This window comes from Rheinheimera sp. ATLC3, assembly GCF_059429535.1.
Map to the genome: position 1 here is coordinate 3,252,402 of NZ_CM182103.1, position 15,953 is coordinate 3,268,354.

The following is a 15,953-nucleotide window of genomic DNA, read 5'->3' on the forward strand; positions in this document are numbered from 1 at the left end:
TTAACCGCTGTGTTTATTGCTGTACCATGGCACAGCGCATTCATAATCGCTGACGATGTTCTCTACCCCCAGCGTAAGTGCAAACAGGGCCATCCTGACCAGAATGCCATTATCAGCCTGGCGAAATATCGCCAGATTAGGGTTTAAGTTGAGATCGTTGTCGAGCTCGTTCGCTTCCATTCGAGAGTCCCGTGGCAGCGGGTGCATAATGACGGTGTTCGACTTGCAATAACGGGTGTAAATTTCCTGATTAAGCCGGAATTTACCGCGGTATAAATTGGCCTCTGCCTTGGAAGGGAAACGCTCTTCCTGTATGCGGGTTTGGTACACAATATCCGCGTTCAGGTGGCCCTCAAGTACGTCGGTAACGGTTACCTGATGCCCTGCATTTTCAATAGCGCTGACGATATCATCTGGCATTGCCAGTTCACGTGGCGAAATAAGCGTGAAGCGCAGGTTTTTATAAAGCTTTAGTAGCTTAGATAATGAGTGTACTGTTCTGCCAAATTTTAAATCACCCACCATCGCGATATGCATGCCATCGATAGTCTGCCCAGACGCGGCCAGCTCCCGCTCAATAGTAAACAGATCAAGTAGTGCCTGAGTTGGGTGTTCATTTGCACCATCACCGCCGTTTAATACCGGTACGCGGCTGCCTACTGCGAACTCGGCGACAGAACCTGCCTGTGGGTGGCGCATCGCAATAACATCACTGTAGCTGCTGATTACACGTGCCGTATCGAACAGTGACTCGCCTTTTGACAGTGCTGATGACTCCATACCGGTAGTCTCGCGCACTTCACCACCAAGCAAATTAAAGGCACAACCAAAACTGACACGGGTGCGGGTGCTGGGTTCAAAAAACAGGTTACCCAAAATAGCGCCCTCTAATACTTTAGTTCGTTTTTGCCGGCTGGCGTAAGGCTGCATATTGCGTGCTATCTGAAAGATCTGCTGAATGGTGTCGCGATCAAACTGGTTTACCGAGAGGATGTGTTCGCCTTTAAAGCTCATAGTCTGTGCTCTTTACGCTGAGATTAACAGAGGCCGGAACCGGCTGTGGACCGGCGTATTATATGCTAATTCAACGTATAAAAGCGAATACCACACTACATAGGTTTAAGATAGGCCAGTAAAATGATGGTTAGCAAAACCAGTACAGGCAGCTCATTGAAAATACGATAAAAACGGGGGCTACGCCGGTTACGGTTGTGTTTAAAATCCGCCAGTAATTTGAAACAATAACCATGATAAACGTACAGTAGGCTAACTAACGCCAGTTTGTAATGCAGCCAGCTGCTCACGTTAAACCAGCTACTGCCGTAGCTATAAATCAGCAGCAAACCAAATACTAATGTCAGGGCGGCAAAGGGCGTGACGAAATACAATAAGCGCCGTTCCATCACTTTAAATTCTTCATGACACTCGGTACTCTGGCTGCTGGCGTGATACACAAATAACCGGGGGAGATAAAAGATGCCAGCAAACCAGGCAACCATAAAAAATACGTGTAACGCTTTAAAAACGAGTAAAGTTGTCATAATAGGTTGTTCTGTTTAACTAATAAACTACGCACTTGATCCCAGCGGATAATGCCTATCAGCTGGGCAGGATCCTGCTCCCGGAAAACATACACTGCACCTTCACGCTTATCTTCCAGAATCGCAAACACTTCCGCCATCGTCGCCTGATGATTTACCCCTTGTAGTGGCAGATATTGCACTGCACTGGCACCGGTCATTGACAGCTGCACGTCGTAGCTGGCCAACAGATACTCATGCCCTGTTTCAGACTGGCGTTTTACCAACAGTTGCTGCGGTGGTTCAAGTTTGTCGAGTGCCTGTAGCACCTGCGGCTCATCCGGGGCATCCAGTAATTGATATTGATTGTCCAGCAGTGCCAACACTCCGACTTTCTGTAGCACATCGTCGGCAGGCGACAGTTTGTATGGCATCTGCAGAAAATCAAGCTGTAGCAGGAAAATCGATTTGTTATTGAAAAACTGTACGCCGGTAATATAGGCGGTAGCGATTACCAGCATAGCCGGAACAATAATACCCGGGTTATGCGCCAGTTCCATTACCGCCACCAGTGCAGCCAGTGGAGCATGCATAGTCGCTGCCATTAATCCCGCCATGCCCAGCACGGCGTAGGTGCCGGCTATGCTGCTATCACCCATCACAGCTGACGGAATAATTGCCAGCAGAGTACCCAAAACGATGCCGATACCAAACACCGGGCCTATAACACCGCCTGGTACCCCCAGCCCTAACGCAAATAGCGTCAGCAACATTTTACCTATAAAGATGGTTAGCAGCAGCGCGACATCATTCGGTGCGTTAACGGCATAGAAAATGGCGCCCGTTTCAGCCCCCATCGCATGTGGTATCAGATAGCCAACTGCAGCGGTTACCACACCCGCCAAAGCTAATCTGAGTATCAGTGGCCAGTTTTTAAACAACCGGATCAGCCGCATCATATTTTTGTTAAAGACAAAAGCAATTGCACCAAACACAATACCGCAAAGCACCAGATAAGGTAGGTGCCAACCACTTATCGGGTTAATGTTCAGCAGGGCCAGCTCATTTACATTACCAAACACACTCTGAGTCACCAGAGCACCAACAACTGAAGACAGCATAATGGGAATAAAAACATGCACCCGATATTCCCGCAGCACCACTTCCATTACAAAAATTACAGCGGCCAACGGCGTGTTAAATGATGCTGAAATACCTGCAGCAATGCCACAGCCTGCCAATATGCGAATACTGTTGAAAGGTAACTGCAGATATTTACCAATAGTACTGGCTCCATAAGCCCCAAGGTGAACTGACGGGCCTTCGCGTCCTACTGAAAAGCCGCTGGCAAGCGCCAGAATACCGCCAAAAAACTGGTTCAGCGTATTGCGGGTTGGCATGGTGCCGTATTTCAGTTTAATACGGTGGATAACGAAAGGGATGCCCAGACGATAATGTCTGTAGCCAGTTATCCAGGCGATTAAGCCAACCAGTGCCGCACCGCATAATGGTAACAACCAGCGGATATCAGCTGCAACGGTTGAAAAATCATCTGTGCGTTCAAGAAAAAACAGTTGCAGACCTATAATTGCCAGGCGGAACAAAATAATCAAAATGGCAGCGGCAAGGCCGCCTAGCATACCTAAGATACAAAGTTGCAATGAAGTTTGTGGTAACGCCAGACGGCGTTGTAACGACGGAAGCCAGATTTGCCAGCGCTGCATAAGCCATAACACCCGTAATATGTACACCAGAGTTTAACATAAGTTGCTGACTATTCAGCTTTAATATCTGGCTATTTAATGATAAAGCGGCATTACGGTCTAATACTTGAATAAATTAGTCAGGTATTAGATAATTTGCGCCTTAGCGAAACCTGTGGAGTTGTTATGTCAGAACCAGCTGTACCAATAGAATTTACTGAAGCGGCGGCACGTAAGGTCGCGCTGTTAGTAAGTGAAGAGGAAAACCCAGAGCTGAAATTGCGGGTTTATATCACTGGCGGTGGTTGTTCAGGTTTTCAGTATGGTTTCACCTTCGATGAAAAAGTGAACGAAGGCGACTTTGTTGTTGAGAAGCAAGGTGTGTCGATGGTTGTAGACCCAATGAGCTTGCAGTACCTGATGGGTGGCGTGGTCGATTACACTGAGGGGCTGCAGGGCAGTCGTTTTATTGTACAAAACCCCAATGCAACCACCACCTGCGGTTGTGGTTCATCGTTTTCGGTGTAACTATTTAGATTTTTATGTAAAATTTTTGATACAAATATGCTGCTGACGGCACATTAACGCTGTGTCAGCAGCATAATTATCCATAGACATATGGCTATGGTCAGGTTAAAACCAATGATGTAACCAAAGCCTTTGCGGCCTTGTTTTATGCTCCAGCCGTTTTGCTGCAAATACCAGTACCAGACAGCACACATAACGACAGGTAGCAGAAACAGTAGCTTTATCATGATCTTTTTCTCATCCGGGCAACTGAAGTTGCAACACTCAAAACCGACGTCTAAGCATTTTTTTTCTAAGCCAGCGTAAATTGTAAAGGCCTTTTACAGTTTTTAACGCTTGTAGCTGTACGCTTGTCGCATCCTGTGGTTTAATTAACCGATTTTTATTGCTTATTGCGTTTGCAATAGGGTTTGAGTTTTGCAGGAAGTATATTTAAATAATAAAAGCGTAACACGCTGGGAGAAGAAAAAACATGAAAGGTACAAAAAGCGTTATTTCTGATGAAAACAAGCGCCTGTGTGTTTGGCTGAAGCGACAGCGTCAGGAAAAAGGCCACACTATGCGTAGTCTTTCTGAAATTTTAGGTACACCTCATTCTTTTATTGGTAAAGTAGAGAATCAGGAAAGAAGGCTGGACGTAATTGAATATGTCCGTTATTGCCAGGCACTGGATGTCGATCCTAAAGAAGGTCTGAAGCAGGTATTATCAGCCTGATTATTAACAAAACGCCGCTAACCAGCGGCGTTTTGTTTTATACAGGATTATGATTGATGCGTACGCCAGCGTTCAATTAGTACAATCAATATCAACGCAGGTATACCTAATAAGGCTGTCATAGTGAAAAACTGGCTGTAGCCTAACTGTTCCACCCAGCTACCCGAAAAGCCGCCAACAAATTTCGGCAATAGCAGCATCAAAGAACTGAATATTGCGTATTGGGTTGCCGTAAATGCCAGGTTTACCAGTGAAGATAAGTATGCCAGAAATGCGCTGGTGGCTATACCGGCACTAAGGTTATCGGCAGAGATAATCAGGGTAAGCCAGGCAAGGTCATAGCCAATTTGGCTAAGCGCGGCAAACAACAGATTGGTTGCTGCGCTTAGCAAAGCACCCAGAAACAAAATCCGGGCTGTACCAAACTGATTGATCAGTACCCCGCCTAAACCGGCCCCGGCAAGGGTCATGATGACACCATATAGTTTAGATATGCTGGCAACTTCTTCTTTGCTGTATCCCATATCGACATAAAATGCGTTAGCCATCACGCCCATCACGATATCGGTTAAACGATAACAGGCTATCAGTGCCAGGATCAGCAGTGCTTGCCATTTATAGCGCTGAAAAAAATCAATAAAAGGGGCTACAACGGCTTGCTTTAGCCACTGGTAAAAACGGCTTAATGCACTGCCGGTGCTTGTCTGATGTTGTTGTAGCAGACTGACCGGTTCTTTACTTAATAAGGTGGTCAGAATGCCCGGCAGCATACAACACGCCATACACATATAGGCGGTTTGCCAGCCGGATAAATCGTAACTGCTGTCGGAAGCACTATTGCTACCTGAAAATACGGCAGCCAGCCAGAGTGTACCGGCTGATGCCAGAATCATGGCCAGCCTGTATCCTGCAAGGTAAGCGGCAGCAAGTGCGGCTTGCAGTTTTTCCGGAGCACTTTCAATTCTAAACGCGTCAACATTGATGTCCTGAGTCGCTGACGCAAAAGCCAGTAAAATGGCAAAAGCGGCCATGACAGCCAGGTCCTTTTGCGGGTCCATCATTGCCATGCACACTATCGCCAGCACAACTGCCAGTTGCGACGACAATAACCAGCTGCGGCGTCGGCCTAGTTTATGATGCAAATAAGGAATTTGCAGGTGATCGGCCAGCGGCGACCAAAGCCATTTAATCGCATAGGCAAGGGCTACCCAACTGAAATAGCCGATATCTGCTCGCGATACGCCTGCTTCTCTTAGCCAGAAGGATAAAACGCCAAATACCAGCATCAGCGGCAAACCGCTGGAAAAGCCCAGTGCAAAAATAGCCAGAACTCTGCGCTGGAAATAAATATTAAGGCTTTTTAGCCAGTTCAGATAATTAGGCAACAGCAACACCGGATGACTACAACAAGTTGATGTAGCTTACCTGTCACCGCAGAGGGGTCAAGTATTGTAGCTCAGTTATTTATGGTCTTACGCCAACGCAGTCCAAAGGCACGATTCCGCGGCCTTTAAGGTAACAGATGCAATCCTGGATGTTTCTGCGTAGCGTTTTGTTCTCGCGCAAAGTGGTATCAGGCCAGCATTCCAGTTGATGGATCAGATGCCAGAAAACCCGTTCTCTGTTGGTGTAGGGAAGATGTACTGTATGATTAAGATGAGCCCACTCCTCGAGCGTATCCCAGACAAACAGGTGTAGCTCACTGTGCGGCAAACGTCCGCGTAAGTAACGTGAGATATAAAAAATCAGCTGTTGTGATTTCTGCTCGATAAATTGGTTTGGCATACCTGGCTTTTCAGCATCCTGTCAATCATGCGTCAAAGCCAAGTATAGCCGGTTTTACTGCTCTGGCAGCACGATAGCCGTTTTTAATATAACCTTTTCTACCGGCACATTCGGCCAGCCTAGCTCGACCGACGTATCTGTCTGAACTGCACGTATTTTCTCAAGGACTTCCATGCCTTCGGTGATGTAACCAAATACCGCATAGCCCCAGTTCCGACCCGGATCGAGGTGGCTATTATCTGCCAGATTAAAGTAAAACTGACTGGTGGCACTGTGTGGATCATTTAGCCTGGCCATGGCAATAGTGCCCAGCTGATTTTTCATGCCATTGCCTGATTCATTGAAAATAGCTTTGGCTTCTTCGATAGGTTTGTAATTTATATTGTAGCCACCGCCTTGCAGCACAAATTCAGGCTCCAGACGATGAAACAGCGTGCCGTCATAGCTCTTGTTCTTTACATAACTGAGAAAATTATTCACGGTAATTGGGGCTTTACTGCGGTCCAATTCAACGACTATGTCGCCAAAGGATGTCATCAGCTTTACTTTAGGGTACAAATTGTTCGGTTGAATAAACTGACCGGCATCTGCCATAGTGTTAAAGGCAGCCAGCATCAGCAGCAAACTGAAAAGCACATTGCGCATCTTACCCCCTGACAGCCTGTTGCCAGCTGTTATCCTGCAGTAATTGTGTCAATACCTGTTCTGTCAGCAGCCGCAACTCGCGTTCAACAGCAGCAACATCCATTTTAAACGGCGCCGTAAAGCTGCTGTCGCCGGAATAAGTCTTACTGAATGTGCCTTGCGCATTTTGCACATACACTTTAAATGCCACCTGGTTTGTTACCACGTGCTCAAGTGTACGTTGATCCACTAACGCCTGCAGCTGCGCTATCTTAACAGTCATCTGGGTATTACTGTTGATATCCAGCACAGCCCCCTGTTCTGTCAATGCCTGAGAAAGCGTCTGCTCCAGCTGGCCGCGAACATCATTACTGGTCATGATTTGTTGTACTTTATCACCGTCTTTCAAACGTAATGTGTAGGCTATGCCTCTTTCATCACTGACGGCAAAAGCAAACCTGGCCTGACTCAACTGATTGGATGCGACAGGATACACCTGAGGGGCAAGGATAAAGTTTGGTACCTGACTGCTGCAGCCTGCCAGTAGCAAGGCGGCGAATAGCACATAGCGCATAATTAACTCCTTTTTATCACTTCTAAAATAACAAATTTGGGATCTGCAGCCAGTTGCCGACAGTTACCGAAAAGCCGTTGCAACATCTGAGGATAATCCAGATGCCTGTTCGCGACTATCCGTAAACGGCCACTCTGTTTCAATACCCGTTTGGCATCCTGAAACATCTGGTGGGCAATATGACTGGTAACGGCATGTTGCTGGTGAAAAGGGGGGTTGCACAGAATATAATCGGCAGTTTTGTCTGGCTGACGGCTCAGGCAATCGTCTGCATAAAACTGACACCGGGACAGTCGCTCCGGCAGGTTTTCTGCAATAGTCAGTCGGGCCGATTCCACTGCCATATAGGATTCATCGGCGCAAATAAGCTGAATATCATTATTTTGGCTAAGCAGAGCAAGGCTCAACACGCCGTTGCCGCAGCCCAAATCTATGACCAGATCGCCATGTTGGGTTTCGGGCAAATGCTGCAAAAAGAAACGTGCGCCCTGATCAAGTTTTTCCCGGGAGAACACGTTGGCATGATTAACCAGCATATAAGGCGTCTGCTCCAGCGGCCAGCGTAGAGGAAAGTCAGATACCTCATGTCGCTGCGTACCAACAACACAGCGTATCAGGCGACATTTTTTGACGGCCAAAGATGCACTGGCCTGACCGATAGCCCGCTCAAATATCGCCAGAACATTTCGGTTAATGTCTTTGGCTTTGGCGCTGGCCAATACAACAGTATCCGTCGTTACGACTGTCGCCAGCTGCTGCAGAATGTATTGCAGGTAGCTGTGGTTATTGGGCAGTTTAAGCAGCACGATATCGGCATGCTGTGGATAAGGCTGCAAACTTGTTTGCTGCTGCAAATTATCAAACCCCACGCCATTGAGCTGGCGGTTATAGCGGGTACCTTGTTCTGCCACGTAGGAATCATTTATCTGCACTTGAGGATAAGTTGCCAAAGCACAGGACAGCGCACCAAAGCTGTCATTAATAATCAGCAGTGAAGGTTGCTTGTTATGCTGATTTTGAAATTCGCTGATGGCTGTCTGAACATGTTGCAATAATAATTCGTCAGCGGCATCCCATGCCTGTAAACTGGTGTTCGGCTGTTCTAACGGCCAGCGATGTAGTTGTAAGCTGCCGCCGGCAAAACTAAAAGTGGTATTCATAATGACATTATCGGTGAAGTAAGATGAGCATTTTGACACGGCAGCCAGGCAGCGACAACCGGCAAACGGCTGCTGAGCGCTTTAGTGTGCCCAATGCTGATATTCAGTTATGGCCTGGCTGGTTATCACATTCAAACAGTGATGCTTTACAGCAGCAGCTGGAGCGTCAGTTAAACTGGTCGCAGGACAGTATCATGATGTTTGGTAAGCCGGTTAAAATACCTCGTCAGCAAGTCTGGATGGGGGAGCCGCATTGTCACTATCGATATTCTGGTATGACATTTTCTCCCCAGCCCTGGCATCCGGTGGTAAAACAGCTGACAGACGACATAAGCGGCTTTACCGGGTACCAATTTAATTGTGTGCTGTTGAATTTATATCAAAACGGGCAGCAACACATGGGATGGCATGCAGACAATGAGCGGGAGCTGGGGATCGACCCTGTTATCGCATCACTTAGTCTCGGTAGTACCAGGCGATTTGAATTGAAACACCGGCACCAACCCTGGCAGCTGGCGTGGGATTTGCCATCAGGCAGTTTATTGCTGATGGCCGGTGCCTGCCAGCAGCACTGGTTGCATCGTTTGCCAAAACAAAGCCGGATAACACAAAGCAGAGTGAATCTGACTTTTCGTTATATCGCGGCTCAAACTTAGACAAATTTATTTTTAGTAGGCCGGCCAGCCCGTTACTTCTGATTAATTAACTTGACAGCGAACTGCGCTGGCAAGTTGACTGCCGCCATCTAGAGTTAATGTGAAGGAATAAAAAAGGATTAGAACTATGTTGATTCATACTGCTATTGAACAGAAGTTACTTAGTGCGTTTGATCCTGTGTTCCTTGAGGTGGTTAATGAAAGCCATCTGCATAATGTGCCATCGGGATCTGAGTCGCATTTTAAAGTGGTTATTGTTACTCCGGCATTTGACGGCATGCGTCTGCTGCAACGGCATCGTGCCGTTAATGCGGTTGTTGCTGAAGAGCTGGCTGAGAAAATCCATGCTTTAGCTTTGCATACCTATACTCCGTCGGAATGGTATGAGTATTATGCAGAGAAGCCACCTGCATCGCCCCGTTGCTACGGTGGTAGCAAATTGGAAAACAACGAAAAAGCGTCGGTATGACGCTTTTTTTCTGTCAAAGCTAAAGCAGGCATTTATTCCGCGAAAATGGCTGATCAGACCTGTTTTCTGCGGTAAAGTTTTACACTAGCGTCAATTTTGTCGATACAACAGCAGGAGCTGTCATGGTTATTCAACCGAAAATTCGTGGTTTTATTTGTACAAACGCTCATCCTGTCGGCTGTGCCGAGCACGTAAAAGAACAAATTGAGTATGTTAAAGCGCTGGGGCCGGTCGCTAACGGGCCTAAAAATGTCCTGGTTATAGGGTCTTCAACCGGTTATGGCCTGGCTTCACGTATTACTGCGGCTTTTGGCTCAGGAGCTAAAACATTAGGTATTTTCTTTGAAAAAGAGCCGACAGAAAGCAAAACGGCTTCTGCCGGCTGGTATAACACGGCGGCTTTTGAGCAGGCGGCAAATGCTGCAGGTTTATGGAATAAACACCTCAATGGTGATGCCTTTACAGATGAGCTTAAAAGTCAGGCAATCGATATTATCAGCAAAGAAATGGGCAAGATTGATCTGGTGGTGTATAGCCTGGCCGCGCCTCGTCGTAAAGACCCGGTAAGCGGTGAAATATTCAGTTCAGTGTTAAAACCCATCGGTCAGTCATATACAGCCCGGACACTGAACACCAGCAAGCGTGAAATTGAAGAAGTATCCGTAGAGCCAGCAAACGACGATGAAATTTATCAGACAGTGAAAGTGATGGGCGGAGAAGACTGGGAGCGCTGGCTGGATCAGCTAAATGCTGCCGGTGTGTTAGCGGACAACTGCCAGACCGTTGCTTATACCTATATAGGTAAAGAGCTGACCTGGCCAATATACGGTAAAGCTACTATTGGTAAAGCGAAAGAAGATCTGGACCGGGCCGCCGCTGCCATTACGGATAAGCTAAACGCAAAAAAAGGTAAAGCTTACGTGGCATCGCTAAAAGCGCTGGTTACTCAGGCCAGTTCCGCGATTCCTATTATGCCGTTGTATATCTCTCTACTTTATCGGGTAATGAAAGAAGAGGGTACGCACGAAGGTTGTATTGAGCAGATTAATGGTTTGTTCCGTCAGGGCTTATACAGCGATGCACCGCTAATGGACGAAGCGGGTCGGTTACGGATGGACGGCAAAGAATTAAGTGAGCATATCCAGCAAGCTGTGAAAGATCTTTGGGGCCAGGTAACCACTGACACTATCGATACGCTGACAGATTACAAAGGCTATCACAATGAATTTCTGAGATTATTTGGCTTTGGTTATAGCCATGTTGATTATGATGCAGACGTATCGCCTATGGTGCCACTGAATAATATCGCCAGTTAAAATATTAAAGCCGCCATTAGGCGGCTTTTGTTTATCTGGAAATGGACTAAAGTTGACTAGAATTTGCGTTGGTAACACGCTAAAGTCGCCGCGCTGTCAGGTTAGACCAATGGCGGAATTGCCCAGCCGGATTGCTGGAAAATTTATCTAATAGCATAGATAGGCTGCGGTAATGATGATAGAATCCGCGACTTTAATACGTGTATCTGGCGCAAAAATAAACAGTGTTTGATGCTGAATAAAAAACGCCGGATGCGCTGCGCTCAGAGCAGCTGAAAAACTAGGCCCTGTTTCTTCCCAAAATAGTAGTGCAAGTACGTATGATAAAACTCAAAAAAGGCTTGGACATTCCCCTGGCGGGCAGTCCTAAACAAGAGATCAGTACGGGCAATGCCATTACCACTGTCGCTGTATTAGGCGAAGAGTATATTGGTATGCGTCCGACGATGGCGGTTGAAGTTGGTGATACGGTAAAAAAAGGCCAGGTACTTTTTGAAGACAAAAAGACACCAGGTGTGAAGTTTACTGCACCGCTGGCGGGTACGGTCACAGAAATCAATCGTGGTGCGAAGCGGGTGTTGCAGTCGGTGGTGATTGAAGCCTCTGGCAATGATGCTGTTCAGTTCGCCAAGTATACCGCTGATCAGTTAGCATCATTAAACCGCGAACAGGTTGTACAGAACCTGGTTGACTCAGGGCTTTGGGTGGCATTTCGTACCCGTCCTTTCAGCCAGACTCCGGCAATTGACAGCACACCGCGTGCGATTTTCGTCAATGCAATGGATACCAATCCGCTGGCTGCAGACCCGGCTGTCGTTATCGCGGCTGACAGCGAAGCCTTTACTCAGGGCCTGACGGTTCTGACGGCACTGACGGATGGTAAGCTTTATTTATCGAAAAAAGCTGGCGCAAATGTACCGACAGTGAACAAAGCAGAAGTTGCAGAGTTTGATGGTCCGCATCCGGCTGGTCTGGTTGGTACTCATATTCATTTGCTTGATCCTGTCAGTGCGAAGAAAGTGGTCTGGCATATTGGCTATCAGGATGTCATTGCTATCGGTAAGCTGTTTACTACCGGCGAGCTGCATAGCGAACGTGTTATTTCTCTGGGTGGCCCGGCTGTCAAGAATCCTCGTTTGGTTAAAACTGTACAGGGCGCCTCTGTTGCTCAACTGACGGCAGGTGAACTGGCCGACGGTCAGAATCGTATCATCTCTGGCTCAGTGTTGTCCGGCGTAGCTGCTCATGGTGTACATGGCTATATTGGCCGTTTCCATACTCAGTTGTCGGTATTGGCTGAAGGCTTCGAGAAAGAGTTTTTAGGCTGGATTGCGCCAGGTGCAACCAAGTTCTCCGTAACGCGTGCCTATCTGTCTCATTTGAGCCCCAAGCGGTTATTTAACATGACCACGACAACCAACGGCTCTTCCCGTGCCATGGTGCCTATTGGTAACTATGAGCGTGTTATGCCGCTGGATATGTTGCCAACATTATTGCTGCGGGATCTGATTTCGGGTGATACCGACAGTGCTCAGTCATTGGGCTGTCTCGAATTAGACGAAGAAGATCTGGCACTATGTACCTTTGTGTGCCCTGGCAAATACGATTACGGCACCATTTTACGTAACTGCCTGACGATCATTCAGAAGGAAGGCTAATCATGAGTTTGAAGCATTTTTTAGAGCGCATTGAGCCGTCTTTTGAAAAAGGCGGTAAATATGAGAAGTGGTATGCGCTGTATGAAGCTGTTGCCACTATTCTTTATACTCCGGGTCTGGTTACGAAGAACGGTACGCACGTACGTGACAGTATCGATCTGAAACGGATCATGATTTTTGTCTGGTTAGCACTGTTCCCAGCTCTGTTTTTTGGTATGTACAACGTAGGTCACCAGGCTGTTATTGCACTGCAGGCCGGTTTTGGTACACCAGACACCTGGCAGGTTGCACTTTTCCATGCTTTAGGTGGAGACCTAAGCGCGGCGTCGGGCTGGGGCAGTAAAATGTGGTACGGTGCTGTATGGTTCCTGCCTATTTATGCTGTCACTTTCGTTGTTGGTGGCTTTTGGGAAGTCGTGTTTGCCTCTGTACGTAAGCATGAAGTCAACGAAGGTTTCTTCGTGAGTTCTATTCTGTTTGCGTTGATTCTGCCAGCCACTATTCCGCTGTGGCAGGTTGCCTTAGGTATTACCTTCGGTGTGGTTATTGCCAAGGAAGTGTTTGGCGGCACAGGCCGTAACTTCTTAAACCCGGCGCTGGCTGGTCGTGCATTTTTGTTCTTCGCTTACCCGGCACAAATTTCCGGCGACGCAGTCTGGACTGTCGCTGACGGCTATTCAGGTGCAACCTGGTTAAGTAAAGCTGCCGCGGGCGATTTAGATTACGCCTCTAACATGCAACTGTGGTGGGATGCGTTTTATGGTTTTATCCCGGGTTCAGTTGGTGAAACGTCAGTATTGGCGCTGTTAGTTGGCGGCCTTGCACTGATTTACTTCCGTATCGCATCCTGGCGTATTGTTGCCGGTGTCATGGTGGGTATGGTGCTGACATCTTATCTGTTCAACGCCATCGGTTCAGAATCTAATGCTATGTTTGCCATGCCTTGGCACTGGCATCTGGTATTAGGTGGTTTTGCCATCGGTATGTTCTTCATGGCGACTGACCCGGTATCTGCTTCTTTCACTGACAAAGGTAAATGGGCTTACGGTATTCTTATCGGTTTCATGGTTGTAATGATTCGTGTGGTTAACCCTGCATACCCGGAAGGTATGATGTTAGCAATACTGTTTGCAAACCTGTTTGCACCATTATTTGATTTCTTCGTGGCTCAGGCCAATATCAAGCGGAGGCTGGCACGTAATGTCTAGTAATAACGATAGCATCAGCAAAACGCTGATTGTAGTCATCTCTTTATGTCTGGTGTGTGCAGTTATCGTATCTACTGCTGCCGTACAACTGCGCCCACAGCAAACTGCGAATAAGTTGCTGGATTCCCAGAAAAACGTGCTGGCTGTAACAGGCTTACTGTCAGGTTCAGACATTGCTGCGCTGTACAGCAAGCATATTGAAGAACGTTTTGTCGATTTAGACAGCGGTGAGCTGGTTGATAAGCCAAAAGATTATGACTACCGTAAAGCCATGAAAGATCCGGCTACCAGCGAGCGTTTATCGGGAGATGAGGATATCGCCTCAATTAAAACCCGTGCTAACGTGGCACCGGTTTACTTTGCTTATGAAAACGGTGTTGAGTCTGGTGAATTGTCTGCAATAGTACTGCCAATTCACGGTTATGGTCTGTGGTCTACCATGCATGCTTTCCTGGCGCTGGGTCCGGATGGTACTACCATTCAGGGACTAAACTACTATGAGCAAGGTGAAACTGCTGGCTTAGGTGGTGAAGTACAGAACCCGAAATGGTCTGCGCAATTCGTTGGTAAGAAACTGCTTGATCAGTCAGGTCAGCCAGCGATTAAAGTAGTTAAGCCTGGTAATGCCAGTGCAGATTCTGCTTTTGAAGTAGACGGCTTATCTGGTGCGACATTAACCAGTAACGGTGTACAGCATACTTTCGATTTCTGGGCAGGTGCTAAGGGCTTTGCCCCGTTCCTGGCCAAAGTTCGCGATGGAGCATTAAACAATGGCTAACGCAAAAGAGATTAAAACGGTTCTTTTCGGGCCGGTTTTTGCCAATAACCCTATTGCATTACAGGTACTTGGTATTTGTTCTGCATTGGCGGTAACGACGAAAATGGATAAAGCCCTGGTAATGTGTATTGCACTTACTTTGGTAACGGCCTTTTCAAACTTCTTTATTTCTTTGATCCGTAATCATATTCCATCAAGCGTGCGGATTATTGTGCAGATGACAATTATCGCATCTTTGGTAATCGTCGTTGACCAGTTACTGAAAGCCTTTGCTTATGATGTGGCAAAAGAACTGTCGGTATTCGTTGGTCTGATTATTACCAACTGTATCGTAATGGGTCGTGCAGAAGCTTATGCTATGAAGAGTGCCCCGGGTATCAGTTTCCTCGATGGTATCGGTAACGGTTTAGGTTACAGCGTTGTATTGATGACGGTTGCATTTATCCGTGAGCTGGGTGGTTCAGGCACTGTATTTGGTGTCGAAATTTTACCTCTGGTAAAAGATGGTGGCTGGTATCAGCCTATGGGCTTACTGTTAATGCCACCTAGCGCATTCATCATCATCGCCTGCTTTATCTGGATACTGCGCACCTTCCGTACCGAACAGGTAGAGAAGGCCTAAGGAGCATTAGATGGAACATTATATTAGTTTATTCGTTCGCGCGGTTTTCATTGAAAACCTGGCACTGTCATTTTTCCTTGGGATGTGTACCTTTATTGCTGTATCGAAAAAAATCACCACGGCTTTTGGTCTGGGTGTTGCGGTAACAGTGGTATTAGGTATTTCGGTACCAGTGAACAATCTGGTATACCAAAACTTATTGGCGCCAGGTGCGCTGGACTGGGCCGGTTTCCCGGAAGCTGACCTGAGCTTTTTGGGTTTCTTAACCTACATCGGCGTTATTGCTGCGTTAGTACAAATCCTGGAGATGATTTTAGACAAGTTCTTCCCGGCGCTGTACAACGCTTTAGGTATCTTCCTACCGCTTATCACTGTTAACTGTGCAATTTTCGGTGCAGTTGCCTTTATGGTTGAGCGTGACTACAACTTTGGTGAAAGTGTGGTATTCGGTATCGGCAGTGGTATCGGCTGGATGCTGGCCATTACGTTACTGGCAGGTATTCGTGAGAAGTTAAAATACGCAGATATTCCACACGGTTTACGTGGACTGGGTATTACCTTCTTGATGGTAGGCTTAATGGGGTTAGGCTTTATGTCTTTCTCTGGTGTTTCACTGTAAGGGGTAAAGGCAGACAAG

General features: G+C 47.1%; 18 protein-coding genes. 10 read left to right on the top strand and 8 right to left on the bottom strand.

What is annotated here, in order from left to right; all coding sequences use genetic code 11:
- From AC5SV9_RS15015 to AC5SV9_RS15025, 3 genes are all read right to left on the bottom strand, one after another.
- Positions 1 to 1,014: an aspartate carbamoyltransferase gene (locus AC5SV9_RS15015; RefSeq protein WP_331925111.1), complete on the bottom strand. Its 1,014-nt coding sequence runs from the start codon at positions 1,012 to 1,014 to the stop codon at positions 1 to 3.
- A 95-nt stretch (positions 1,015 to 1,109) separates the two neighbouring features.
- Complete coding sequence (locus AC5SV9_RS15020) at positions 1,110 to 1,541, bottom strand: CopD family protein (RefSeq protein ID WP_475150976.1); 432 nt, start codon at positions 1,539 to 1,541, stop codon at positions 1,110 to 1,112.
- Complete coding sequence (locus AC5SV9_RS15025; protein WP_475150974.1) at positions 1,538 to 3,244, bottom strand: chloride channel protein; 1,707 nt, start codon at positions 3,242 to 3,244, stop codon at positions 1,538 to 1,540. Before AC5SV9_RS15025 ends, AC5SV9_RS15020 begins: the two co-directional genes overlap by 4 nt.
- Before the next feature lie 165 nt (positions 3,245 to 3,409).
- Between AC5SV9_RS15025 and erpA the strand changes: the two genes are divergently transcribed.
- Positions 3,410 to 3,751: an iron-sulfur cluster insertion protein ErpA gene (erpA, locus tag AC5SV9_RS15030; RefSeq protein ID WP_134051841.1), complete on the top strand. Its 342-nt coding sequence runs from the start codon at positions 3,410 to 3,412 to the stop codon at positions 3,749 to 3,751.
- Between the two features lie 53 nt (positions 3,752 to 3,804).
- On the opposite strand, the gene AC5SV9_RS15035 is transcribed toward erpA, so the two are convergent.
- Entirely contained in the window at positions 3,805 to 3,978 is a 174-nt protein-coding gene (locus AC5SV9_RS15035) for a hypothetical protein (protein ID WP_226767220.1), read from the bottom strand.
- Positions 3,979 to 4,223: 245 nt separating this feature from the next.
- Between AC5SV9_RS15035 and AC5SV9_RS15040 the strand changes: the two genes are divergently transcribed.
- Positions 4,224 to 4,466 carry a helix-turn-helix domain-containing protein gene (locus AC5SV9_RS15040; RefSeq protein WP_134051839.1) on the top strand — a complete coding sequence of 81 codons (243 nt, stop codon included), beginning with the start codon at positions 4,224 to 4,226 and terminating at the stop codon, positions 4,464 to 4,466.
- A 47-nt stretch (positions 4,467 to 4,513) separates the two neighbouring features.
- Here the strand turns inward: AC5SV9_RS15040 and AC5SV9_RS15045 are convergent, their stop codons facing one another.
- From AC5SV9_RS15045 to AC5SV9_RS15060, 4 genes are all read right to left on the bottom strand, one after another.
- Positions 4,514 to 5,851, bottom strand: coding sequence for an AmpG family muropeptide MFS transporter (locus tag AC5SV9_RS15045; RefSeq protein WP_475150970.1), 1,338 nt, complete (start codon positions 5,849 to 5,851; stop codon positions 4,514 to 4,516).
- 454 nt (positions 5,852 to 6,305) lie between these two features.
- On the bottom strand, positions 6,306 to 6,896 hold the full coding sequence (locus AC5SV9_RS15050; protein ID WP_475150968.1) for a peptidylprolyl isomerase: 591 nt from the start codon (positions 6,894 to 6,896) through the stop codon (positions 6,306 to 6,308).
- 1 nt (position 6,897) lies between these two features.
- Positions 6,898 to 7,449 carry a YajG family lipoprotein gene (locus tag AC5SV9_RS15055; protein ID WP_475150967.1) on the bottom strand — a complete coding sequence of 184 codons (552 nt, stop codon included), beginning with the start codon at positions 7,447 to 7,449 and terminating at the stop codon, positions 6,898 to 6,900.
- 2 nt (positions 7,450 to 7,451) lie between these two features.
- The gene (locus AC5SV9_RS15060; protein WP_475150965.1) at positions 7,452 to 8,609 is read right to left on the bottom strand and encodes a methyltransferase; all 1,158 of its coding nucleotides are present in this window, start codon (positions 8,607 to 8,609) and stop codon (positions 7,452 to 7,454) included.
- Positions 8,610 to 8,632: 23 nt separating this feature from the next.
- Between AC5SV9_RS15060 and AC5SV9_RS15065 the strand changes: the two genes are divergently transcribed.
- From AC5SV9_RS15065 to nqrE, 8 genes are all read left to right on the top strand, one after another.
- Positions 8,633 to 9,265, top strand: coding sequence for an alpha-ketoglutarate-dependent dioxygenase AlkB family protein (locus AC5SV9_RS15065; protein WP_475150962.1), 633 nt, complete (start codon positions 8,633 to 8,635; stop codon positions 9,263 to 9,265).
- A 127-nt stretch (positions 9,266 to 9,392) separates the two neighbouring features.
- A complete protein-coding gene (locus AC5SV9_RS15070; RefSeq protein WP_134051821.1) occupies positions 9,393 to 9,734 on the top strand; it encodes a BolA family protein in 342 nt (113 codons plus the stop codon).
- A gap of 122 nt (positions 9,735 to 9,856) precedes the next feature.
- Positions 9,857 to 11,050 carry an enoyl-ACP reductase FabV gene (gene fabV / locus AC5SV9_RS15075; protein ID WP_475150960.1) on the top strand — a complete coding sequence of 398 codons (1,194 nt, stop codon included), beginning with the start codon at positions 9,857 to 9,859 and terminating at the stop codon, positions 11,048 to 11,050.
- A gap of 320 nt (positions 11,051 to 11,370) precedes the next feature.
- Positions 11,371 to 12,708, top strand: a complete 1,338-nt coding sequence (locus AC5SV9_RS15080) for a Na(+)-translocating NADH-quinone reductase subunit A (protein ID WP_475150959.1) — start codon at positions 11,371 to 11,373, stop codon at positions 12,706 to 12,708.
- Between the two features lie 2 nt (positions 12,709 to 12,710).
- Positions 12,711 to 13,916: an NADH:ubiquinone reductase (Na(+)-transporting) subunit B gene (locus AC5SV9_RS15085; protein WP_475150956.1), complete on the top strand. Its 1,206-nt coding sequence runs from the start codon at positions 12,711 to 12,713 to the stop codon at positions 13,914 to 13,916.
- Positions 13,909 to 14,694 (top strand): Na(+)-translocating NADH-quinone reductase subunit C, encoded by a 786-nt coding sequence (locus tag AC5SV9_RS15090; protein ID WP_134051812.1) that lies wholly within the window; start codon positions 13,909 to 13,911, stop codon positions 14,692 to 14,694. Before AC5SV9_RS15085 ends, AC5SV9_RS15090 begins: the two co-directional genes overlap by 8 nt.
- On the top strand, positions 14,687 to 15,316 hold the full coding sequence (locus tag AC5SV9_RS15095; RefSeq protein ID WP_134051810.1) for an NADH:ubiquinone reductase (Na(+)-transporting) subunit D: 630 nt from the start codon (positions 14,687 to 14,689) through the stop codon (positions 15,314 to 15,316). The genes AC5SV9_RS15090 and AC5SV9_RS15095 overlap by 8 nt, the downstream gene beginning before the upstream one ends.
- A gap of 10 nt (positions 15,317 to 15,326) precedes the next feature.
- Positions 15,327 to 15,935 carry an NADH:ubiquinone reductase (Na(+)-transporting) subunit E gene (gene nqrE, locus AC5SV9_RS15100; RefSeq protein ID WP_134051808.1) on the top strand — a complete coding sequence of 203 codons (609 nt, stop codon included), beginning with the start codon at positions 15,327 to 15,329 and terminating at the stop codon, positions 15,933 to 15,935.
- The last annotated feature ends 18 nt before the right edge of the window (positions 15,936 to 15,953 follow it).

Coding starts and splice junctions, on each gene's coding strand:
- AC5SV9_RS15015 (WP_331925111.1), bottom strand. CDS start 1,014: ATGAGCTTTAAAGGCGAACACATCCTCTCGGTAAACCAGTTTGATCGC.
- AC5SV9_RS15020 (WP_475150976.1), bottom strand. CDS start 1,541: ATGACAACTTTACTCGTTTTTAAAGCGTTACACGTATTTTTTATGGTT.
- AC5SV9_RS15025 (WP_475150974.1), bottom strand. CDS start 3,244: ATGCAGCGCTGGCAAATCTGGCTTCCGTCGTTACAACGCCGTCTGGCG.
- erpA (WP_134051841.1), top strand. CDS start 3,410: ATGTCAGAACCAGCTGTACCAATAGAATTTACTGAAGCGGCGGCACGT.
- AC5SV9_RS15035 (WP_226767220.1), bottom strand. CDS start 3,978: ATGATAAAGCTACTGTTTCTGCTACCTGTCGTTATGTGTGCTGTCTGG.
- AC5SV9_RS15040 (WP_134051839.1), top strand. CDS start 4,224: ATGAAAGGTACAAAAAGCGTTATTTCTGATGAAAACAAGCGCCTGTGT.
- AC5SV9_RS15050 (WP_475150968.1), bottom strand. CDS start 6,896: ATGCGCAATGTGCTTTTCAGTTTGCTGCTGATGCTGGCTGCCTTTAAC.
- AC5SV9_RS15055 (WP_475150967.1), bottom strand. CDS start 7,449: ATGCGCTATGTGCTATTCGCCGCCTTGCTACTGGCAGGCTGCAGCAGT.
- AC5SV9_RS15060 (WP_475150965.1), bottom strand. CDS start 8,609: ATGAATACCACTTTTAGTTTTGCCGGCGGCAGCTTACAACTACATCGC.
- AC5SV9_RS15065 (WP_475150962.1), top strand. CDS start 8,633: ATGAGCATTTTGACACGGCAGCCAGGCAGCGACAACCGGCAAACGGCT.
- AC5SV9_RS15070 (WP_134051821.1), top strand. CDS start 9,393: ATGTTGATTCATACTGCTATTGAACAGAAGTTACTTAGTGCGTTTGAT.
- fabV (WP_475150960.1), top strand. CDS start 9,857: ATGGTTATTCAACCGAAAATTCGTGGTTTTATTTGTACAAACGCTCAT.
- AC5SV9_RS15080 (WP_475150959.1), top strand. CDS start 11,371: ATGATAAAACTCAAAAAAGGCTTGGACATTCCCCTGGCGGGCAGTCCT.
- AC5SV9_RS15085 (WP_475150956.1), top strand. CDS start 12,711: ATGAGTTTGAAGCATTTTTTAGAGCGCATTGAGCCGTCTTTTGAAAAA.
- AC5SV9_RS15090 (WP_134051812.1), top strand. CDS start 13,909: ATGTCTAGTAATAACGATAGCATCAGCAAAACGCTGATTGTAGTCATC.
- AC5SV9_RS15095 (WP_134051810.1), top strand. CDS start 14,687: ATGGCTAACGCAAAAGAGATTAAAACGGTTCTTTTCGGGCCGGTTTTT.
- nqrE (WP_134051808.1), top strand. CDS start 15,327: ATGGAACATTATATTAGTTTATTCGTTCGCGCGGTTTTCATTGAAAAC.